General features: G+C 67.2%; 20 protein-coding genes. 10 read left to right on the top strand and 10 right to left on the bottom strand.

Annotated elements, in window-relative coordinates; translation table 11 throughout:
• Window positions 1–60 precede the first annotated feature (60 nt).
• From DM818_RS07710 to DM818_RS07695, 4 genes are read left to right on the top strand one after another with little or no spacing between them, the layout of a single operon-like run.
• Window positions 61–1,368: an MmgE/PrpD family protein gene (locus DM818_RS07710; RefSeq protein ID WP_153952517.1), complete on the top strand. Its 1,308-nt coding sequence runs from the start codon at window positions 61–63 to the stop codon at window positions 1,366–1,368.
• A gap of 45 nt (window positions 1,369–1,413) precedes the next feature.
• Entirely contained in the window at window positions 1,414–2,616 is a 1,203-nt protein-coding gene (locus DM818_RS07705; RefSeq protein ID WP_075937312.1) for an acyl-CoA dehydrogenase family protein, read from the top strand.
• Window positions 2,616–3,164 (top strand): MaoC family dehydratase, encoded by a 549-nt coding sequence (locus DM818_RS07700; protein WP_143823801.1) that lies wholly within the window; start codon window positions 2,616–2,618, stop codon window positions 3,162–3,164. Before DM818_RS07705 ends, DM818_RS07700 begins: the two co-directional genes overlap by 1 nt.
• Window positions 3,161–4,615, top strand: coding sequence for an acetyl-CoA hydrolase/transferase C-terminal domain-containing protein (locus DM818_RS07695; RefSeq protein ID WP_075937314.1), 1,455 nt, complete (start codon window positions 3,161–3,163; stop codon window positions 4,613–4,615). The genes DM818_RS07700 and DM818_RS07695 overlap by 4 nt, the downstream gene beginning before the upstream one ends.
• 18 nt (window positions 4,616–4,633) lie before the next feature.
• On the opposite strand, the gene DM818_RS07690 is transcribed toward DM818_RS07695, so the two are convergent.
• From DM818_RS07690 to DM818_RS07660, 7 genes are all read right to left on the bottom strand, one after another.
• Complete coding sequence (locus tag DM818_RS07690) at window positions 4,634–5,740, bottom strand: LeuA family protein (protein ID WP_123124501.1); 1,107 nt, start codon at window positions 5,738–5,740, stop codon at window positions 4,634–4,636.
• Window positions 5,741–5,909: 169 nt separating this feature from the next.
• Window positions 5,910–7,970 (bottom strand): TRAP transporter permease, encoded by a 2,061-nt coding sequence (locus tag DM818_RS07685; RefSeq protein ID WP_123124502.1) that lies wholly within the window; start codon window positions 7,968–7,970, stop codon window positions 5,910–5,912.
• A gap of 100 nt (window positions 7,971–8,070) precedes the next feature.
• Entirely contained in the window at window positions 8,071–9,099 is a 1,029-nt protein-coding gene (locus tag DM818_RS07680) for a TAXI family TRAP transporter solute-binding subunit (protein WP_075938425.1), read from the bottom strand.
• A gap of 132 nt (window positions 9,100–9,231) precedes the next feature.
• Entirely contained in the window at window positions 9,232–9,651 is a 420-nt protein-coding gene (locus DM818_RS07675; RefSeq protein WP_172977298.1) for a universal stress protein, read from the bottom strand.
• A 41-nt stretch (window positions 9,652–9,692) separates the two neighbouring features.
• Window positions 9,693–10,907 (bottom strand): MFS transporter, encoded by a 1,215-nt coding sequence (locus DM818_RS07670; RefSeq protein WP_075937316.1) that lies wholly within the window; start codon window positions 10,905–10,907, stop codon window positions 9,693–9,695.
• A 127-nt stretch (window positions 10,908–11,034) separates the two neighbouring features.
• Entirely contained in the window at window positions 11,035–11,424 is a 390-nt protein-coding gene (fer, locus tag DM818_RS07665; protein ID WP_075937317.1) for a ferredoxin Fer, read from the bottom strand.
• 52 nt (window positions 11,425–11,476) lie between these two features.
• Entirely contained in the window at window positions 11,477–12,607 is a 1,131-nt protein-coding gene (locus DM818_RS07660) for an inorganic phosphate transporter (RefSeq protein ID WP_123124504.1), read from the bottom strand.
• An 85-nt stretch (window positions 12,608–12,692) separates the two neighbouring features.
• Here DM818_RS07660 and hisA point away from each other — a divergent pair, with 85 nt between their 5' ends.
• Together hisA and hisB are read left to right on the top strand one after the other, a co-directional pair.
• Window positions 12,693–13,409 carry a 1-(5-phosphoribosyl)-5-[(5-phosphoribosylamino)methylideneamino]imidazole-4-carboxamide isomerase gene (hisA, locus tag DM818_RS07655; RefSeq protein WP_075937319.1) on the top strand — a complete coding sequence of 239 codons (717 nt, stop codon included), beginning with the start codon at window positions 12,693–12,695 and terminating at the stop codon, window positions 13,407–13,409.
• A 229-nt stretch (window positions 13,410–13,638) separates the two neighbouring features.
• Entirely contained in the window at window positions 13,639–14,226 is a 588-nt protein-coding gene (hisB, locus tag DM818_RS07650; protein WP_075937320.1) for an imidazoleglycerol-phosphate dehydratase HisB, read from the top strand.
• On the opposite strand, the gene DM818_RS07645 is transcribed toward hisB, so the two are convergent.
• Window positions 14,223–14,801 (bottom strand): hypothetical protein, encoded by a 579-nt coding sequence (locus DM818_RS07645; protein ID WP_123124505.1) that lies wholly within the window; start codon window positions 14,799–14,801, stop codon window positions 14,223–14,225. The genes hisB and DM818_RS07645 overlap by 4 nt on opposite strands.
• A gap of 683 nt (window positions 14,802–15,484) precedes the next feature.
• Here DM818_RS07645 and DM818_RS07640 point away from each other — a divergent pair.
• Together DM818_RS07640 and DM818_RS07635 are read left to right on the top strand one after the other, a co-directional pair.
• Window positions 15,485–15,988, top strand: a complete 504-nt coding sequence (locus DM818_RS07640; protein ID WP_075937322.1) for an amino acid-binding protein — start codon at window positions 15,485–15,487, stop codon at window positions 15,986–15,988.
• Window positions 15,985–16,602 carry an IMPACT family protein gene (locus DM818_RS07635; RefSeq protein ID WP_075937323.1) on the top strand — a complete coding sequence of 206 codons (618 nt, stop codon included), beginning with the start codon at window positions 15,985–15,987 and terminating at the stop codon, window positions 16,600–16,602. Before DM818_RS07640 ends, DM818_RS07635 begins: the two co-directional genes overlap by 4 nt.
• 185 nt (window positions 16,603–16,787) lie before the next feature.
• Here DM818_RS07635 and DM818_RS07630 read toward each other — a convergent pair whose 3' ends face one another.
• Entirely contained in the window at window positions 16,788–17,198 is a 411-nt protein-coding gene (locus tag DM818_RS07630; RefSeq protein WP_075937324.1) for a ribbon-helix-helix protein, CopG family, read from the bottom strand.
• 93 nt (window positions 17,199–17,291) lie between these two features.
• On the opposite strand from DM818_RS07630, the gene hisI reads away from it, so the two are divergent.
• Window positions 17,292–17,666: a phosphoribosyl-AMP cyclohydrolase gene (gene hisI, locus DM818_RS07625; RefSeq protein WP_123124506.1), complete on the top strand. Its 375-nt coding sequence runs from the start codon at window positions 17,292–17,294 to the stop codon at window positions 17,664–17,666.
• Entirely contained in the window at window positions 17,663–18,793 is a 1,131-nt protein-coding gene (locus tag DM818_RS07620) for a DUF7118 family protein (RefSeq protein WP_075937326.1), read from the top strand. Before hisI ends, DM818_RS07620 begins: the two co-directional genes overlap by 4 nt.
• Window positions 18,794–18,803: 10 nt before the next feature.
• Here DM818_RS07620 and glmM read toward each other — a convergent pair whose 3' ends face one another.
• Window positions 18,804–20,162 carry a phosphoglucosamine mutase gene (gene glmM, locus DM818_RS07615; RefSeq protein WP_075937327.1) on the bottom strand — a complete coding sequence of 453 codons (1,359 nt, stop codon included), beginning with the start codon at window positions 20,160–20,162 and terminating at the stop codon, window positions 18,804–18,806.
• Window positions 20,163–20,208: the final 46 nt, after the last annotated feature.

The raw sequence follows: 20,208 nt of genomic DNA, 5'->3' as shown, positions 1-20,208 counted from the left end.
CGTTCTCCGAACGCGGCTCGGGCGCGCGACCTTTTTGCTCCCGTCGTGTGCCCTCTGTGTATGTCGACACCAGAGCACGCGCTCGCGCAGTTCGTCGCCGAGACGACATACGAGGACCTCCCCGCCGACGCGCCGGAGACGGTGACGCGGGCGGTCGTCGATACGGTCGGCGTGACCCTCGCCGGCGCAGTCGAAGGGGCGGGGGCTGTCGCCGCCGAGCACGACGATATCGGCGAGGACGCTGACGCCGCAACCCTGCTCGGTCTCGGGACCGAAGACCCCGAGCGCGCGGCACTCCGCGTCGGCACCGCCGCCCACGCCCTCGACTACGACGACCTCTCGTGGGCGCTCGACGGCCACCCGAGCGTCACCCTCGTCCCGCCGCTGTTCGCCCTCGCGGACGACCACTCCGGGAGGGAGCTGGTGACGGCCTTCGCCGTCGGCTTCGAGGTCGAGTGTGCCGTCGCCGGTCCCATCAGCCCGAGCCACTACGAGGCCGGCTGGCACGCCACGGCCACGTTCGGCACCTTCGGCGCGGCGGCGGCCGCGGCCTCGCTGCTCGATTTCGACGCCGCGACGGCCGAGCGCGCGCTCAACGCCGCCGCCTCGATGCCGGCCGGCACCAAACGCAACTTCGGCTCGATGACGAAACCGCTGCACGCGGGGCTGTGTGCCCGCTCGGGGATGACGGCCGCCCTGCTCGCTGCGGAGGGACTGACCACCTCCGCGACCGCGATGTCGGGCGACCAGGGCTTCTGGGACCTCTACGGGCCGGAGCCGGCAAGCGCGTTCAGCTTCGGCGACGAGTGGGCACTCGACACGGAGGGCATCCACGCGAAAGCGTACCCCTGCTGTTATTTCACCCACACCGCCATCGCCGCGACGCAGGCGCTCACCGACGACATCGACCCCGAAGCTATCGACCACATCGAAGTGACCGCGGCGGGCGGGGCCGGCGACGCGCTCACGTACCCCGACCCGGAGACGGGACTGGAGGCGAAGTTCTCGATGGAACACGCCGTCGCCTGTGCGGCGGCCCGCGACCGGGTCGACCTCGCTGCCTTCGAAGCCGACGCGCTGGCCGACGAGACGGTCGCCGGCTTACGCGAGCGCGTCGCGTTCAGCGTGGACGAGTCGCTCCCGTACGACAGCCACGAGGCGACGGTCCGGGTCACGACCGACGACGGCACGGTCGAGCGGCGACAGGAGAATCCGCCGGGCGTCCACACGAATCCGCTCTCGCCGGCCCGACGAAAACGGAAGTTCGACGACTGCGCGCGGCGGGCGGTCGAACCGCCCGAGGCCGACCGCCTGTACGACATGTTCACCGACCTCACCGCCGTCGATGATATCGGCAGTGTGGTGTGAACCCGCATGGTTTAAGCGGTCACTGACGCGAGAACTGCCCACGGAATGATACAGCGCGACACAGTGCAGTTGAGCGAGCAACAGCGGCTCGTCCGCGACTCCATCCGGGACATCTGCTCGGACTTCGACGCCGCCTACTGGCGGGAGCACGACGAGAACGCTACCTACCCGGAGGCGTTCGCCGACAGCCTCGCCGACCACGGCTGGTTCGGCGCGCTCATCCCCGAGGAGTACGGCGGAGCCGGCATGTCGACGGCCGAAGCCGTCGTGATGATGGAGGAGATTGCCGCAGGCGGGGGTGGATTCAGCGCCGCCCAGGCCGTCCACGGCGCAATCTACAACGCCGTCCCGCTGGTCAAGTACGGCACCGAGGAGATGAAATCGGAGCTCCTGCCGGCGGTCGCGGAGGGCGACACCTCGATACAGGCGTTCGGGCTGACGGAGCCGAACGCCGGCTCGGACTCCACGCGCATCACCACCACGGCCGAGAAGGAGGACGGCGAGTACGTCATCAACGGCCAGAAGATCTGGATTTCCCGCGTCGACCGCAGCGACTACCTCGTCCTCATGGCGCGCACGACCCGCCGCGAGGCGGTCGACAAGCGGACCAAGGGGTTGTCGATGTTCCTCGTCGACCTCGAAGCCGCCTACGAGTCCGACTCGCTCACGCTCGAGCAAATCGAAAAGACCGCCGGCCGCGCCGTCCACTCCTACGAGTTGTGGCTCGATGACCTCCGGGTCGACGAGTCGGCGCTCATCGGCGAGGAGGGCAACGGCTTCTATCAGATGCTCGACGGGCTCAACGAGGAGCGACTCGTCATCGCCGCCGAGTGTGTCGGCCTGGGCGAACTCGCCTTGGAGGCCGGCGCGGAGTACGCGAGCGAGCGCGAGGTGTTCGGCCGGAAGATCGGCGCGAATCAGGCGATACAACACCCGCTCGCGGAGGCGTACGCGCGTGTGACGGCAGCGAAACAGACGGTGTACAGCGCCGCGGACGCGGTGGCGCGCGACGGTGACGCGACCGCAATCGGGGCACGGGCAAACGTCGCGAAGTATCTCGCTGCCGACGCGGCCTTCGACGCCGCGGACGCCGCCGTCCAGACGCACGGCGGCTTCGGGATTGCCCGCGAGTACGACGTGGAGCGGTATCTCCGCGAGGCGCGGCTCACCCGACTCGTCCCCATCACGCAGGAACTCGTACTGAACTTCGTCGCGGAGAACGAACTCGACTTACCACGCTCATACTAATGACAGAGAGAACACTCGAAGCCGGTTGGCAGGGTCGCTACTACGAAGACTTCGCGGTCGGCGACATCTACAAACACCCGTACGGTCGCACCGTCACCGAGACGGACAACGTCTGGTTCACGAACCTCTCGATGAACCTGAACCCGATGCACTTCAACGAGGCGTACGCCGCCGAGACGGAGTTCGGCGAGCGGCTCGTCGACGGCACCTTCGTCATCGCGCTCGCGGTCGGGATGAGCGTCATCGACGTGTCGGCGAACGCGACGGCGAATCTCGGCTACGACGACATCCGCCACCACGCGCCCGTCTTCCACGGCGACACGCTGTTTGCCGAAAGCGAGGTGCTCCACAAGCGCGAATCCGAGAGCCGCGACCACGTCGGCATGGTGACGACCGAGCTCCGCGCGTACAACCAACACGACGACCTCGTGCTCTCCCTAGAGCGGACACCGATGGTGCTGAAACGCGAACACGCCGATCCGAGCGCCGCCCAGCCCACCGGCTGGCCCGAGGGCATCGGCACCCAGCCGGAGGACCTCGAAGAGTGAGCTTCGAGGCCCGAACCGAGGGGGACCTCCCGGTCGCCTCCCCCGAGGCGGCGAGCGAACACGTCGGCGACGACGCGACGATGCTCGTCAGCGGCTTCGGCAGCGTCGGCTACCCGAAGCTGGTGCCGGAGACGCTGGCCGAGTCTGAGCGCGACCTCTCGCTTGCGGTCGTCAGCGGCGGGAGCGTCGGCGAGGAAATCGACGTGGCGCTCGTCGAGGCCGACGCGATGGCCCGCCGCTACCCGTTCCAGGCACGCGACGCCATTCGCGAGGCCATCAACGCCGGCGAGGTCGCCTTCGCCGACCGCCACATCTCGACGCTCGGCGACGACGTGCAGTTCGGCGGGATGGTCGACCCCGATATCGCAGTCGTCGAGGCGGTCAGCGTCGGAGAAGACTGGCTCGTCCCGTCCACCTCGCTCGGGCTGACGCCCGCGTTCATCGAGAGCGCCGACGAACTCATCGTCGAGGTGAACACCGCACAGCCGCGGGCGCTCGAACAGTTCCACGACGTGTACCGACCCGAAATCCCCCCGAACCGCGAGCCGATTCCGCTCTCACACCCCGGCGAGCGCATCGGCGACGCGAGAATCCAGTTCGACCCCGCGAAGCTGTCCGCGGTCGTGGAGACGGACCGCCGGGACGTGCCCTATGAGTTCCGCGACCCGACGGAGACGGACCTCGAAATCGCCGCCAACCTCGGCTCGTTCATGGAGCGGGAAGTCGACCGCTCGCCGCTGTACGAGGAGTCCGTCCGCCTCCAGTTCGGCGTCGGCAGTCTCGGCAACGCCCTCATGCGTGCCATCGGCGACGCCGACCTCGGGGACCGCGACCTCATCTACTACGGCGAGGTGATTCAGGACGGCCTGCTCGACCTGCTCGACGACGGGAAACTCGAGGCCGCGAGCGCGACCTCACTCGCCCTGTCGGCCGAGGGACAGACCCGGCTGTTCGAGTCGGCAGACCGGTACGCCGAGGACGTGCTCCTCAGACCCGGCGACGTGTCGAATCGGGCGTCGCTCATCGACCGGTTCGGCGTCGTCGCCATCAACAGCGCCGTCGGCGTCGACCTCTACGGCCACGTCAACTCGACGAACGTGAACGGATCGCGGCTCATCAGCGGCATCGGCGGGAGCGGCGACTTCACCAGAAACGCCCCGCTGTCGATTATCGCGCTCCCCTCGACCGCGGCCGGCGGGGAGGTGTCGCGTATCGTCCCGATGGTCCCCCACGTCGACCACACGGAACACGACCTCGACGTCGTGGTGACCGAACACGGCGTGGCGGACCTGCGTGGGTTATCGCCTCGCGAGCGAGCGCGTGAACTCCGGGAGTGTGCAGCCCCGTCCTTCCGGTCGGCGCTCGACGAGTATCTCGACCGCGCGACCGCCGCCGGCGGCCACGTCCCCCACGACCTCGAAACGGTCTTCGACTGGACGGACGGCGAGTAGCCGCGACCCCGTGGGCCGTCACTCGACGCGCTCGCGGACGATGTCGCGGGCTTCCTGCTCGGAGAGCGGTTCCCCGCGGTCCGTAGCGGTCTCGTGAATCACGGTGAGCGCGCGAGTGACTCTGTCCTCGGTCGGCTCGATACCGGCATCGGTGAGCAGCGTCCGAACGGCACCGCTCCCGGTTCCGCGGCCGAAGAGGAGGTGTCGGTCGGCCCCGTAGCGCGTCGGGTCGAACCCCTCGTAGGCGGCCGGGTCACTGAGCATCGCCGCGGTGTGGAGACCGCTCTCGTGGCGGTGGACCGCCTCCCCGATGACGGGCGTGGTGGGGTCGAGTGGCACGTCGAGTAGCTCGTGGACCCGGCGACAGACGGGCGTCAGCTTCGCGTGGTCGATGTCGAACGGCTCGCCGTGTTCCGCCAGCAGAACCGCGACGGCCTCCAGTGGGGCGTTTCCCGCCCGCTCACCGAGACCGCCGACGGTGGCGTCGACGCTGTCCGCGCCGGCCTCGACGCCCGCCTTGGCGTTCGCCGCCCCGACGTCCATGTCATCGTGGGGGTGAATTGTCACGCCCGCCTCGCTGCCGACGGTCTCGACCACGCCCCGAACCGTCTCGGCGACGCTGCTCGGGTCGCCCGCCCCGGTCGTGTCTGCGACGGTGACGTGGCTCGCCCCCGCCTCGACGGCGGTCTCGGCGTAGCTATCGAGCACGTCTCCGTCGGCGCGAACCGCATCCATCAGCGTGACTCCGGCCCGGACGCCACCGTCGACAGCCAGTTCGACGGCGTCGCGCATCATCGTCTCGGCCGCCTGCCGTGATTTCCCGAGCGCGTGCTCCAGTTGGAGCTCGGAGGTCGTGATGATGATCTCGATTTCGTCCGGCTCGACCGCGAGGGCGGCCTCGACGTCGGCCGGAATCGACCGCGCGAGCGCCGCGGTCTCCAGCCCGTGGCGCTCGGCGGCTCGATACCACGACTCGCGCGGCGTCGCCCTGGGGAATGAAAGCTCGACTCGACCGAGTCCGAGCGACGCGAGCGCCTCGATGACGGCGCGGCCCTGCTCGTCGCCGATGTCCAGCCCCGGCATCTGTGCGCCCTCACGGAGCGTGACGTCTTTGAGTCCAGTCATCACAGCCCCCCGAGCCGTCGCGGCGAACGGTTACCGGGTCGCGAAGTCACGAACCAAGGTAGCATACGGCCCACCGTACACGACAGCTGAACATAGCTCTACTCGTCACCGTAGCTGTGGGACAGCCGCGGCTCGACGGCGTGCGACGCAGAGAGGAGAAGAAGCCGGGTTAGCCTTCGACTTCCGCCGGGCGGAGACTCGCCTGCCCGGTCGCGACCTGTGACCCGTACAGAATCGCGAGGACGCCGACTGCGCCGGCCTGAATCAGGAACGTCGGGTAGACCATCGTGATGACTCCGCCGACGAAGAAGACGACGCGAGCACCGAGTACCTGTACCCGCGAATCGAAGCGGAACGGGAAGTTGATGCCGTGGATGATGGCCACCGCACCGAGCATCGCGAGGATGCCGATCTGTGCCGTCGCCATGTTGAGTTCAGCCGAGACGATATCCGGGTGGTAGACGAAGACGAACGGCAACACGAACAGCGGCGCGGAGATTTTGATCGCCTCCACACAGCTGCGCCAGAAGTCCGCGCCCGCGATACCACACGCCACGGCGACACAGGTCGCAATCGGTGGCGTCAGGCCGGCGAGAATCGCGGCGTAGAAGACGAAGAAGTGACTCGCCAGCTCCGGCAGGAAGAACTGACTGATGAGCGTCGGCGCGACCAGCAGCGCGACGATGGTGTAGGAGGCCGTCGTCGGCATTCCCAGTCCGAGGACGATACAGATGATCATCGAGAGGATGGCCGCGACGATCAACACGCCACCCGAGAGGTCGAGCAGCGTGAGCGAGATCGCCGTCGGCACACCCGTCGCGGTGAGGATGTCGACCACGCCGTTGATGGCCGCGAGGATAATCGCGACCGGCGCGAGCACGACGACACCCTCACGACAGCCGTCGAGGGTCTCCCAGAGGGTTCGCTTGAGCGCTCCGACGGGGGACTCCTCGTTCGTGCCGGCGGCGGCGTGAACGATTGGAAACAGAATCCCGGTCAACAGCATGGCGGCCGTCGTCCACAGCGCCGCGGTCCCGACGGTCACCTGTTGGATGCCCAGCTTGTAGATGAGCACCGCGAGCGGGATGCCGTACTTCAGACTCTCGGAGGCGAACTCGCTGCGGGGGAGCTTGTCACCGAGCAGCGATTCGGCGCTGGTGTTGTCCAGCTGCGGCGCGGCGACGTAATGCACCGCGACGAAAATCGTCAACGAGAGGATGGCCGCCGGAATCAGCCCGGCGACGATGACGTCGACGTAGGTGATACCGGGGATGAGCGACGCCATGATGAACGCACCGGCACCCATCACCGGCGGGAGCACCTGTCCGGCCGTCGACGCGACCGCCTCGATACCGCCCGCCGTCTCGGGTTTCACCCCGTAGCGTTTCATCAGCGGAATCGTGAACGAGCCGGTCATCCCGGCGTTTGCGGTCTGGCTTCCGTTGACGGAGCCGATGACCGCAGACGACAGGACGGCGGTCTGGGCGATACCCGAGTCGATGTACTTCGCCGACCGGAACGCCAGCCGCATGATGAGATCGAACGCGCCGTACGCCTTCAACAGACCGGCGTACAGCAGGAACAGCGCAATCCACGCGGCGACGAGCTGCGTCAGGAAGCCGTAGAACCCGTCGACGCTGATGACGACGGTCCGGAGGATGCGGTCGACGCCGAGCCCGCCGTGTTGCAGGGGACCGGGCGCGAACGCACCGAAGCGACCGTACGCGAAGCCGATGAGGACCACCGCGAGGAACGTCCGGCCGAACGAGCGCCACGTCAGATAAATCATCACGAGCGAGAACACCGCCGCCATCACGTACTCGTGTGGGAGCGCGCGGCCGGCTCGCTCAACGTACAGCGCCTGGAAGTTCCAGCCGATGTAGACGGTGGTGATGAGGATGTCGACGGCGGAAAGCGTCAACAGGGTCGCGTGGAGCCGATTCCCCGGCCCGAACGCCTGTTTCAACTCCGGGACGAGGTGGCCGCGACCGCCACCACCCATCGCCATCAGCTCCGTCAGAATGTACATCTCCAAGATCGCGCCGAGGAACAACACGGCAAGCAGCGCGCGCGACATCGGCAGGGCGTACGCGTACCACATGATGCCGAGCCAGAAGACGACGGAGCAGATGATGAGCACGTTCCGCAGCGAGACGAGCTCCGCGTCGCCCGGCTGCTCGCGCTCGAAGCCGATATCCGCGTCGGCTACCTGCTCTTCCGGTCCGCTCATCGTCCACCCGCCGGTACGTGGCCGCTACACGTCGACCTATTCGTAATGTGCATGTTCGTTCATGTAAGTTGAGATTGTTTAGTGCTTCGACGCCCGGGCGTTACTCGTTGGTCTCGCCGCGGGTCCACTCGTCGTTCCAGACGCCCTCCTGCTCGAAGAAGTCTGCGACGCCGGGGTGAATCTCCAGTTCGGGGATGACGGCCGTCGTCATCGACTCGGGGTCGGAGTGGTCGAGCGCCGTCGGGTCGGACTCCTGGATGGACTCCCAGTGTTCACTGGAGATGCGGGCGATTTCCTGGGTCGCGCCCGCGGGCACGTCCGGACCGAAGGCCCACTGACCGGCGAGCACCCACGCGGTCGTGGTGTCGGTGATGCTCGTCACGTCCTGCTCCCAGCCGTACGGCTCCAGCCCGGACTTCTTGATTGCGCCCCCGACGTTGTCGATTGCCTGCTCGAAGTTGTCGTCGACCTCGATGACGTTGAGTCCGCCGCCGGAGCGAACGTCGACCTCCTGGACCCAACTGGAGAGCGCGACGCCGTTCGCGCCGTAGATGGCGAGGGCGTCGACGCGGCCCTCCTCGACTGCGCCGGCGATGTCGCTCGTGCCGACGTTGAGAATCTCGTTCGGCTCCCACAGCCCCGCCTCGCGGATGACCTCCTCGGTGAGGAGTCGCGTCCCGAAGCCCGGCTGAATCGGGTAGATGGTGTAGCCACCCTCGGCGAGGTCGGCCGTCGACTCGATGCCGGAGTCTTCGGTCGCGACCCAGTAGATTTCCAGGTTCGTGAAGACGAACCCCTGCATCGGGAGCGAGTCGACCGGCTCCTCCGCGAACGGGCCCTCGTCGTTCATCGCCTTCGAGAGGGAGTTGTTGTCGACGCCCATCGCGGAGATGTTGTCGCTGTCGTACTCGTAGAGGTTCGCCGTCCAGCCGTCCGTGACCTGCACGGAGATGTTCAGCGAGTCGCTGTGCTGGCTTGCCGCACGCGCGAGTGCCTGCCCGGCCTGCTGGGTCGAACTGCCCGAGGACGTACCCGCAATCGTCACCTGATAGTTCTCGCCGTCGCCACCGCCACCACTGCTACAGCCCGCCATCGTGATGACTCCCATCGTAGTTGCTGCGCCTTTCACCATGTCGCGTCGGCTAATCCCGTCTTCAGACATGTGTGTAGTTCTTGGCAAGGGAATGTTTAACACTGTCGTTCACACGAAAAAGGGCCAATATATCGAACGAATGTTAATGAACGATTAGAAACGTGAAAATCAGGAAGCCACGAGCACCGGTCGGTCGCTGTCGATGATGACACCCTGTGTGACGCTCCCGAAGATGGCCTTCCCGGCCGGGCTGCGATTCCGTCCGGCGATGAGGATGACGTCCACGTCGAGTTCGTCTGCGGCATCGAGGATGCGCTCTGCCGGCTTGCCGACCTGCGCCGCCGTCTCGGTTTCGATACCCATCTCGTCGAGCGCGTCGACGGCGTCGTACACCACGTCCGGAACGCCCTGCAGTTCGTCCAGTTCGCGGTTGATAGCCTCGATGACGGTCGCCGGCCCACCCGGCACGTCTACCTCTTCGTGGACGTACAGCACGGTCGCACGAATCTCCTCGCGGCCGGGGAGTGAATCGAGCGTGTCGAGCTGTCGTTCGAGTCGGTCCTCGTCACCGTCGATAGCGAGTAGCACGTGGTACACGCTCGCCGGTTCACCGCCACCGGTCATTAAGATTAATCCAGTGGCTGTTCTCGCTTCGGCGGCGACAGCTGGATGACGCGGCCGACGAACACCACGCCAAGGAGTGAGATGCCAGCGAGCAACAGCCAACTGCTCCGGTAGCCGACGGTGTCGGCGAGATAGCCGAACGCCGGCGGCGCGACGAGCGCCCCGGTGGTGAGCGCCAGCTGTCCCCCGCCGGTCGCCCCGCCCATCTGTTCGACGGGAACGAGCGTCGCCATACAGGAGTAGTAGACGCCGGTCGAGCCGAGCGCGAAGAAGCCGAGCGCGAGCAGCGCGCCGGTCGACAGGAGCACGCCCTCGGTCACGGCGACGAGGGCGAACAACAGCCCGCTGGCGAGACACTGCACCAGCAGAATCGCCCCGATTGCGCGGCGTGGCTCACCCGGCACGGTGTCGCTCAGCCAGCCGGTCACCACTCTGCCGACACTCCCCGACAGTTGGAGGCCGGCGAGCACCACGCCGCCGTAGGCGACGGTCGCGCCGACCGACTCGTCGATGTACAGGACGGTGTAGCCGGTCGTCGTGAACACGCCCGTCCCGATACAGACACCGGCGGCCGTGAGTGCGCGATAGGGGCGGTTCGAGAGCAGCGTCCGGAACTCCGGAATGCTCGCCTCGTCGCTCGTGCTCGCGGGCCGGTAGAGGAGCCAGAACGCCGCCGCGACGACGGCTCCGAGTGCACCCACGAGCAGGAAGCTCACCTCCCACGTGAGTCGGCTGCCGGCGACGTACCACACGACGCTGCCCGTGAGTCCGGTGACGATGAGCGCGCTCGCCCCGCTGCCGGCCGTCACGCCCACCTGTTTGATGCCGACGGCGAGGTTCTGGCGGTCGACGGGCGTGTTGTCGAAGATGGCCTTGTTCGTCCCCGGCATCGCCGTCCCGTAGACGGAGCCGAGCAGGAAGACGGCGAGTAAAAGCGAGAGGTACGACCACGAGACGGCGACGAGGACGGTGCCGACCGCAAGCCCGCACAGCCCGAGCGTGAGAGTCCGCCGCTCGCCGTAGCGGTCGGTGACCACCCCGAGCGGTAACAGAAACACGGCGTACCCGAGTGTCAGTGCCGTCACGACGAACCCGATTGCCGCACCGGAGAGTCCGAACTCGTCGCGGAAGAAGGGCGTCGCGGCGAAGACGGCGTAATAACAGATGCTCGCCGCGAGCTGCCAGCCGAAGATGAGCGAGACGACGCGGTACAGCCTCATCCCGTGTCCATCCCCATGGGGTGGGTAAAACAGTCCCTATCGCGTCACGTCTTCGCGGCCAGACGACACTGCGGGTGCTGGGGGGTGAAAGAAAGAAACGAGCAGAACGAAGCGTCGACCGTGCGAGTCAGATGACGCGGTTCTGGAGGTAATCGAGGTGCTTCGCGTTGTAGACGATTTTGACCTCGTCGGTCGCGGGCGAACCGATGCAGGTGAGTCGGACGTCCTTCTCTTCGACCTCCTCGTCCGAGAGGATCTGCTGCATGTCCATGTCGATGTCGCCCTCGACGGCAATCGACGCGCAGTTTGCACACGCACCGGCGCGACACGAGAAGGGCCAGTCGTAGCCCTGTGCCTCGGCCGCCTCAAGGATGTACTCGCCCTCGTTCACCTCAAGCTCGCCGTGGTCCTCGTCGTCGAGACCGGCGCTAGCCGCCTCCTCGAAGAGGTTGTCGTCGTCCATCGACCAGCCGTGGTCGTCGAGCACTTCGTAGTTGAGGTATTCTACAGTTGGCATCAACAGCTATGTTGTATCCGGCTATTGTTAAAGGTCGCCTTTTCGATGACCCTCACCCCAACACGACCGGGAAGACGACCGCGAACACGACGAAAGAGCCGACTGCGGCCAGCGTCGGCGTCGCCAGCCAGAGCGTGATGACCCGGCCCGTCGCCGCGGGGTCAAAGAGGTCGTTCGCCGACAGCTCCTCGGTTTCCTCCTCGCCGATTGGCCGAATCTCATCGTCGTCGGTGTTGAGCGAGTCGACGCCGGGCTGGACCGTCTCGGAGGTGTTGCCGCCCATCGCCGTCGTCGCCACGTCGACGAGCCGGCTCGTCCGGGTGGCACGCCCCCAGCCGAGCCCGATGATACACATCGTCGCGGAGACGGCGAGCGAGGCGGGAATCCCCAGCTCGGAGAGGAACGTGATGAGCGTCGCCGACACCGCCTCGACGATGAGCGCAGCGAGCAGCGGCAGGTCGGTCAGCCCCGTCCCGACTGTGTCGAGCGTGCGTCGAGCGATGGTGAACGCGCCGACGGCGATGGCACCACCGGCGAGGAAGACACCCTGACTCGCCGTCAGTTGACCGGTGCCGCCGGCGACGAGGGGTGCGACCGCGTTCGCGACGTTCGACGCCCCCGCCGAGTAGGCCATGTAACAGCCGATGGCGACGACGAGAAACCGGGTGACCATCCGCTTCAGCCCGGTGGCCTCCTCCAGTGCGAACCACGAGTCCAGATACGGGTAGAAGTAGCGACCAATCATCGTACAGACCCAGAAGCCGAGCAGCGGGGCGACGAGCCACCACACCATAATCTGGCCCATCACCGCCCACTGGAGCGCGCGTTCTGCCAGTCCCATCCCGGCGATCGCGCCGACGGCAGTCATCGAGGTCGAGGCGGGCACGCCGAACAGATTCGAGATGAGCAGCGCCAGGCCGACGAACAGCAGGATAGTGACGCTCGCAATCAGCGTGAAGTAGCTCGCCGGGACGATTTCACCGCCCATCGTCTGGATGACGTTGCGGCCGGAAAACCAGCCGCCGGCGAAGGCGAAGACGGTCATCAGCGCGGCCGCACCGCCTTTGCTGATAATGTCGCTGCCGACTGCTGGTCCGAACGCGACGCCCGTCGACGACCCACCGATGTTGAAGCCGACGAACGCCGCGACGACCAAGCCAAGAATAAGCAGTGGCGATATCATATATAACATATCGCGAAGTCGGGGTTTAATCTCCGGGGTTCGTCGGAACCGGCGGATTTACCCCCCGAGCGAGCAACCGCCGGATATGTACGATTCCTTCTCCGTCATCCCCGCCGTCGATATGCAGGACGGCGAGGTGGTCCAGCTGGTCGGTGGCGAGCGCGACACCGGTACCCAGTACGGTGATCCGGTCGAGGCGGCCGAACGCTGGGTCGACGCCGGCGCGGAAATCCTCCATCTGGTCGACCTCGACGGGGCCTTCGAGGGCGAGCGTGTCAACGCCGACGCGGTCGAGGCCATCGTCGAGGCCGTCGACGTGCCGGTGCAGGTCGGCGGCGGGATTCGCACCGCCTCGGACGCGGGCGACTTACTCTCGCTGGGCGTCGACCGCGTCATTCTCGGTACCGCCGCCGTCGAAGACCCCGACATCGTCACGCGCATCTCGGAGATGTACGCCGACAGCGTCATCGTGAGCCTGGACGCCAAGGACGGCGAGGTCGTCGTCGACGGCTGGACCGAGGGGACGGGACTCGACCCCGCAGAGGCGGCCGGACGCTACGAGGAGTTGGGCGCGGCGGGCATCCTCTTCACCGACGTGGACGTAGAAGGGCAACTGACGGGCGTGCGCCGGGGGCCAATCGAGGCCGTCACCGAGGCGGTCGAGATTCCGGTCATCGCCTCCGGCGGCGTCGCGACGCTCGATGACATCCGGACGCTCCGCGAGGTGGGTGCGGCGGCGGTCGTCGTCGGCACCGCGCTCTATGAGGGAAAGTTCACGCTCGAAGCGGCGATGTCGGTCTGACGCCCGCGGAGCAGGCCGTAGACGAGTCCGCTGGCCGCGGCGGCCGTCACCGGGGATGAGGCCAGCAGTTGCGGAGTGGTACGCGCCGCCAGCCGCATGACCCGTGGGACGACTGCCTGAAGCATACCACGACACCACGTCTCCAGCCACTTAGTCGGCAGGACGGTTATCGCGCCCTGACGCCGCCGACCACCACAACCGTCATGCCGTCGCCCGCGGAACGTCGCGTATGAGCGAGCGAACGGCGGCGGTCACCCGCACCACCGGCGAGACGGACATCGAGGTGACGGTCGCCATCGACGGCGACGGCGACGCCACCATCGACACCGGTATCGGCTTCTTCGACCACATGCTTCGGGCCGTCGCCACCCACGGCCTGTTCGACGTGACCGTCCGGTGTGACGGCGACCTCGACATCGATGACCACCACACCGTCGAGGACGTGGCCATCACGCTCGGCGAGGCGTTCGCCGACGCCGTCGGCGACAAGCGCGGCATCGTGCGGTACGCCGACCGTCGCGTTCCGCTCGACGAGGCCGTCGGCTCCGTCGTGCTCGACATCTCCGGTCGCCCCTACTTCGAGTGGGACGGCGACTTCTCACAGGAGCAGGTCGGCGAGTTCACGAGCGACATGGCCCGCCACTTCTTCGAGTCGTTCGCGATGCACGCGAACGTCACCCTCCACGCCGGAATCGAGGGGCGAAACGCCCACCACGAAATCGAGGCGCTGTTCAAAGCCGTCGCCCGCGCGCTGGACGACGCCACCCGCTACGACGAGCGCCGGACGGACACTCCTTCGACGAAGGGGACGCTCTAGGGCCGGCGGAGTTCGTCGCCGGCGACCCGGAGTCGCCCGCGCGCGTCCGCTTCCTCCAGAATCTCTTCGACCTGCGACTCGGCGAGGTCGTAGGCTCCGGCGGCCATCTCCACGGCGTCGGCGCGCGCAATCGGGAGTTCGCGCCCATCCAAGAATCGGACCACCTTCCGGTAGCCCGACGGCACGGTCGTTCGGTCCTGCTCGTCGGCCGCGTCCGACTCCTGGCTGTCCAGTTCATCGCCGTCTGCTTCGTCCGTGTCCGTGTCGGCGTCGACTGCATCCGACTCCGGTTGCGTACGTTCTTCGGCGTCCGGGACCGTCGGCTCCGGATCGCCGTCGAGGGCAGTATCGGACGGTTCGGTAGTGCGCGTGGCAACGTCCTCGCGGCCCGGCTCCACGTCGGTAGCGGTCTTCGCGTCGAGCAGCGGGTCGAGGATGGACGCGAGCGCGTCCCGGCAGTGAGAACACAGGACCATGCGTTTCCCGTCGCCGTCGGGGTCGTACTTTGCCGGGAGCACGTCGAACGTTCCGGTGGGCGGTTCGCCACAGAAGTCACAGCCGGCTACCTCGCGCATGGTCGTTGTGGGTTTGGCCCTCGTATTAATTCGTTGCTGTGAGGGTGTGGTTGTTGTTGGTGTGCTGGTTTTGATGGCAGTTCTGGGTGTTGTCGCTACGATTGTCTCTACAGCACCACCGGTAGATTCAGATTCAACACCGACACCGCTCTCGTTGCTTGGCTCGGAGACCGCGTTGTTTACACTGACTTCGACAGCACCGTGACCACTCTCGTTGCTTGGCTTAGGGACCAGCACCGCGACCGCACCAACCTTTCCCCACACCGCACACGCGCCAGAGGCGCGGTGCGGTAGGCCACCGCCACGGTTGCCCAATCAAGCGATGCGGTGGCGTGAGCCGGCGCGCCTCGTGCGCGCCCGTCGTCGCGAGGGACGAACGAACGCAGTGAGTGAGTCGGTTGGGGAGGCTCGTGGGCGGTGTGGGTGGACTGAAAGGGGCGGGCGTGTCGCGCGTGTTTGGTCGGCTCCGTGACCACTATCGGGAACGAGCGAAGCGAGTGACCGATATGTCACGGGGAGACCGCGACACGCCCGGGGCTTTCGAGTTGGTCCCAACAGACCAATCACCAGACGACACGCCCGGAGCTTTCCGAGGGTAAACACCAGAGCGTCTAGAGAAGTCAAAAAGCCACCAACGGACAGACGAGCGGAACAGCCAAACCCCGAGGCCACAACGCCCACGTATGTTCGACGAAATCATGGCGAAGTTCGCCGACTCGCCCGGCCAGCGGGCAGTCGTGCGACTGCTGCTCGAACGCGGCTTCTCCGTCAACGCCGACGGGCGGGTGGTCTCGGGGGGCATCGAAATCCCCAACACCGGGCTGGCGCGGGAGGTGGGCGTGGACCGCCGGGTGGTCGACGCGACGACCGACGCCATCCTCGATGACCCGGAACTCGAACGCGTCTTCCGGAACATCTCCGCGATTCCCTCGCTGATGGACCTCGCGCCGGTGCTCGGCTTGACCGTGTTGACCATCCACCCGAACACCGCCGAGGTGCCGGGCATCGTCGCGGCCGTCACGACCGCCATCGCCGAACACGATATCTCGATTCGACAGACCATCTCCGAGGACCCCGAGTTCACCGACGAGCCGAAGCTCTACGTCGTCACCGACGAACCCCTCCCCGGGGAACTGGTGACCGACATCCAGACGCTGGAGTTCGTCCGGAAGCTCGAACTCGAATGAGCGAGGGCGACGACCGGGACAGCTACCGGACCGTCGCGAGCGCGGCACGGGCCTCCTTCGAGGTGCGCGGCTCGGAGTTCATCGGCCACGTCCGGCCGGTCGAGTCGGCCGAGGCCGCGGAAGCGTTCATCGAGGAGGTCCGGAGCGAGTACGGCGACGCGACCCACAACGTCCCCGCCTACCGCGTCCGGGCGGACCCGTTTCGCGAGTACAGCAGCGACGACGGGGAGCCATCCGGCAGCGCGGGTAAACCGGCGCTGAACGTCTTACAGGGGCAGGAACTGGAGAACGTCGCCGTCGTCGTGACCCGATACTACGGCGGGACGAACCTCGGCGTCGGCGGACTGGTCAGCGCCTACGGACAGGCCGTCAAGGATGCGGTCGACGCGGCGGGCACCACGGAGCGCGAGCCACACGAGCGGTTCGCCGCCACCGTCGCGTACGACGACTCCGGGACGGTTCGCGGCGTCCTCGACTCGGCGGACGTGGAGTACGAGGCCGACTACGGCGAGGACGTGCAGTTCGTGGTGTCGGTGCCGGTGGCCGACGCCGCCGGTCTCCGCGACCGACTCCGGAGTGCGACGAGCGGTCGTGTCACTATCGAGGCGCGCTAACGGAAAATCGCCGGACAGCGCCGCGTCTGACGCCCGGCAGACGAATCTTCCGGTGGAGATACGATACCGTCGCCGTCGGCGATATCTGCATTCGAAGGAAGGGGGTTCGCGCCGCTGTCGGGCGTACGCAACTCCGGACCTACCGGTAGTTGGGTGGCGTATATCAACCCATCGAACGCGAGGAGTTAGCCGAGCCGGAAGGAGGGTTCGTCTTCCTGTTCGCCGTCGAGGTCCTCCAGTTGGATGACCTCCTCGTCGGACTCGTCTTCCAGCTGCTGGGAGAGCTTCGTCACGTAGCGCTTGTACTCGTCGAGCTGTTCACGCAGGTGCTCGGCTTCCAGTTCCAGCCGCTCGTGTTCGCGGATGAAGCTCTTCGGCACCTCGACCTTCGGCGGGAACGACTCCTCGTCGGCGTCCGTGTCGCCGATTTCGTGTTCGGGAACGACCTCTACCTGTCCGTCGTGGGCAACGAGCGTCTCGACGTAGTCGCGAAACACCGCCGACAGCGAGATGTCGCGCTGTTCGGCAATCTCGCGCAGGGTCTCGAACGCGTCCTCGTTGACCCGGAAGGAGATGGTCTTGTTCTTGTTGCCCATGCTTATCGGTACTCCCTGTTCCACGCGTATAAACGTTCGTCAGACGTTGCCACGGGTGAAAAGACCTATTCGGCGGGGTGACCCACTCGCGGTATGAGCGAATCCGTGACGGTCGAGTTCGACGAGGACGGACTGGTCCCCGCCGTCGCCCAATCCGCCGCGGACGGCACCGTCCTCATGCTCGCGTACGTGAACGAGGAGGCGCTCGAACGCACCCGCGAGACGGGCGAGGCACACTACTACTCCCGCTCGCGCGAGGAACTCTGGCACAAAGGCGGGAGTTCGGGCCACACCCAATCCGTCGAGGAGATTCGCGTCGACTGCGACGCCGACACTCTGCTGTACGTGGTCGAACAGGAGGGCGGAGCCTGTCACACCGGCTTCGAGTCCTGTTTCCACCGAACCCTCGACGGGGAGGAGGTCGGCGAGCGCGTCTTCGACCCCGAGGAGGTGTACGGCGACGGATGAGTGACGCCCCCGACCCCGAACACACGCGCGCCGCGCTCCGCCGGGCCGCGGACGAGTACGAGCGCGTGCGCGAGGCAGTCGAAGAGGCGGGCGGGGAGTCGGCCGTCCGGCAGACGACCGGCGCATACCGGCGCTTTCGCCGGCTGCTCGCGGACAACGAGGAGTCCGCGACCGGCACCGGCTTCCAGGAGTACATCCAGTTTCAGGAGGCCGTCGCCTCGGCGACCGAGGAGTTAGACGAGTCGATGCCGGCCTACGAGGCGTTCGAGGCGGCCGACGACGCCGTCCACGTGAACCGGCTCTCGGCGAGCGACTTCGAGAACGCCCGCGAGGCGCTCGACCCCGCCCGCGAGTACGCCGACCTGCTCGTGGAGTGGGAGGCCGCCGAGGAACTCCTACGAGAGACGCGCCGTGCGGCCCGCGACCGTCTCGACACGCTGGACGAGGAAATCGAGGCCGACGAGCGACTGCTCGAACTCGGCGACGCCGACCTCGGTGCGCCCGTCGAGCAGTTGCGCGACCCCATCGAACGGTACAACGAAGGCGTACTCGCCGACTTCGAGCGGCTCAAGCGGGAGGCGTCGGCCCGCGAGCTGTTCGGCGTCATCGAGAGCGCCGACAGCTACCCGCTCGTGGGGTTTCGCGACCCGCCGACACGGATGCGCGAGTACATCGCCGACGACCCGGTCGGCGAGGAGTCGGTGAAGCAGCTGCTCGAGTACGCCGACTACTCCGCGGAGAAGCTGGGCCACTACGTCGACAATCCGGGCGACTTGAACCGGTTCGTGGCGACGAACCAGACGTATCTCGCGAATCTGGACGCCTCCCCGCTGACGGTCGCGTACCCGCCGCCGGAAGCCGGCGAACTGGAGTACGAGTGTAAGGAGTACATCGCCGTCTGCAACCGGTTTGCCGACGAGGAGACGCTGGCCGCGCTGCGGGCGGTGCGGTCGCTCCCGAGCGAGACCGACTACGAACGGCTCCGCGAGGCGGCCGAGGCCCTCGAAACGCTGACCGACGACGAGCGCGACCGCCTCCGAGCCGGCGAGGTCGAACCGCAGTTGGAGGCGTGTCGGGCAGAGCGCGCGGCGCTCGAGGAAGCGCTCGATTCGACGCCCGAACCCTGAGTCCGTTAGACTACTCGAGCGCGGCGAGCAGACGGTCGTGAACCCCCTCGACGAGCGACTCGGCGCGGTCGCGGTCGCGCGCCTCGGCGTAGATTCTGACGACCGGCTCCGTTCCCGAGGGGCGCGCGAGCACCCACGCGTCGCCGTAGTCGAGTCGGTAGCCGTCGGTCGTGGTCGGCTCGGCGTCGGCCTCGGCGGCGTACTCCTCGACGGCCGCGAGTAGTGCCTCGCGCTCGGCGTCGGAGTCGTACTCGACGTTGCGCCGGACGTTGACGTAGCCCCCGTAGTCGGCGACCGCCGCGCTTGCGGGCTGGTCGGCGAGCAGTTCGAGGAAGCTGGCGGCGGTGTAGGCCCCGTCGCGCGCGAGCCGGTAGTTCGGGAACAGAATCCCCCCGTTCCCCTCGCCGGCGACGGGGACGGTCTCGCCCTCGTTCTGGAGTTCGCGGATGCGGGTGATGATGTACGTCGAGCCGATCGGCGTGAGTTCGAGGTCGGCACCGACGCGATTCGTCACGTCGACGAGCCGCTGGGAGACGTTGACCGCAGAGACGGCGGTGTCGCCCGCATCGAGTCGCGCCTCGGCGAGCGCGGCGAGCGTAGCGTCACCCTCGATGTAGTCGCCGTGTTCATCATAGAAGATGGCGCGGTCGGCGTCACCGTCGTGGGCGATCCCCACGTCGGCGTCGGTCGCCCGGACGAGCGCGCCGAGGTCGGCGAGGTTCTCGGCGACGGGTTCGGGGTCGCGGCCGGGGAAGTGGCCGTCCGGCTGGGCGTTGACGGTGACGACCCGGCAGCCGAGTTCGCGGAAGAACTCGGGCGAGGTGAGCGCGCCGGCACCGTGGCCGGGGTCGAGTGCGACCGTCAGGTCGGCGTCGGCGATTCGTTCGCGGTCGACGGCGGCGAGCAGTTGGTCGACGTACGCGCGGCGGGTGTTCTCGACCCGCTCGCTCTCGCCCGTCTCGTCCCACGCCTTCGTCTCGTAGCGGTCGGCGAGCAGGCGGTCCTCGATGCGTTCGAGCGCGTCGCGCGACAGTTCGATGCCGTCGCGGCCGACGAGCTTGACGCCGTTGTACGCGGGCGGGTTGTGACTCGCGGTTATCATCACGACGGGAACGCCCTCGCGTTCGGCGTACGCCTGCGCGGCGGGCGTCGGCGCGACGCCGAGTCGGTGCACGTCGCTGCCGACGGCGGCCAACCCACCGGCGGCGGCGTCGGCCAGCATCTCCCCCGTGCGACGGGTGTCACGCGCAACGGCGACCGTCTCGGCACCGAGCGTGGAGCCGGCGGCCTTGGCGACGCGGCCGACGAACGCCGGCGTGATGGTTTCTCCGACGACGCCGCGGACCCCGCTCGACCCGAAGACCTTCATGCCGACTGCTTTCGCGGGCGCGCCAAAGTCGGTATCGGTCCGAAGA

It is taken from the genome of Halosegnis longus, assembly GCF_009663395.1.
GTDB lineage: Archaea > Halobacteriota > Halobacteria > Halobacteriales > Haloarculaceae > Halosegnis > Halosegnis longus.
The sequence above is the reverse complement of the archived record's forward strand: the minus strand, read 5'-3'. Positions and strand labels throughout refer to the sequence as shown.

Coding starts and splice junctions, on each gene's coding strand:
- DM818_RS07670 (WP_075937316.1), bottom strand. CDS start 10,907: ATGAGGCTGTACCGCGTCGTCTCGCTCATCTTCGGCTGGCAGCTCGCG.
- DM818_RS07620 (WP_075937326.1), top strand. CDS start 17,663: ATGAGTGACGCCCCCGACCCCGAACACACGCGCGCCGCGCTCCGCCGG.
- DM818_RS07635 (WP_075937323.1), top strand. CDS start 15,985: ATGAGCGAGGGCGACGACCGGGACAGCTACCGGACCGTCGCGAGCGCG.
- DM818_RS07710 (WP_153952517.1), top strand. CDS start 61: ATGTCGACACCAGAGCACGCGCTCGCGCAGTTCGTCGCCGAGACGACA.
- DM818_RS07685 (WP_123124502.1), bottom strand. CDS start 7,970: ATGAGCGGACCGGAAGAGCAGGTAGCCGACGCGGATATCGGCTTCGAG.
- DM818_RS07645 (WP_123124505.1), bottom strand. CDS start 14,801: ATGCGCGAGGTAGCCGGCTGTGACTTCTGTGGCGAACCGCCCACCGGA.
- glmM (WP_075937327.1), bottom strand. CDS start 20,162: ATGAAGGTCTTCGGGTCGAGCGGGGTCCGCGGCGTCGTCGGAGAAACC.
- DM818_RS07630 (WP_075937324.1), bottom strand. CDS start 17,198: ATGGGCAACAAGAACAAGACCATCTCCTTCCGGGTCAACGAGGACGCG.
- hisA (WP_075937319.1), top strand. CDS start 12,693: ATGTACGATTCCTTCTCCGTCATCCCCGCCGTCGATATGCAGGACGGC.
- fer (WP_075937317.1), bottom strand. CDS start 11,424: ATGCCAACTGTAGAATACCTCAACTACGAAGTGCTCGACGACCACGGC.
- hisI (WP_123124506.1), top strand. CDS start 17,292: ATGAGCGAATCCGTGACGGTCGAGTTCGACGAGGACGGACTGGTCCCC.
- DM818_RS07690 (WP_123124501.1), bottom strand. CDS start 5,740: ATGACTGGACTCAAAGACGTCACGCTCCGTGAGGGCGCACAGATGCCG.
- DM818_RS07640 (WP_075937322.1), top strand. CDS start 15,485: ATGTTCGACGAAATCATGGCGAAGTTCGCCGACTCGCCCGGCCAGCGG.
- DM818_RS07700 (WP_143823801.1), top strand. CDS start 2,616: ATGACAGAGAGAACACTCGAAGCCGGTTGGCAGGGTCGCTACTACGAA.
- DM818_RS07705 (WP_075937312.1), top strand. CDS start 1,414: ATGATACAGCGCGACACAGTGCAGTTGAGCGAGCAACAGCGGCTCGTC.
- DM818_RS07660 (WP_123124504.1), bottom strand. CDS start 12,607: ATGATATCGCCACTGCTTATTCTTGGCTTGGTCGTCGCGGCGTTCGTC.
- hisB (WP_075937320.1), top strand. CDS start 13,639: ATGAGCGAGCGAACGGCGGCGGTCACCCGCACCACCGGCGAGACGGAC.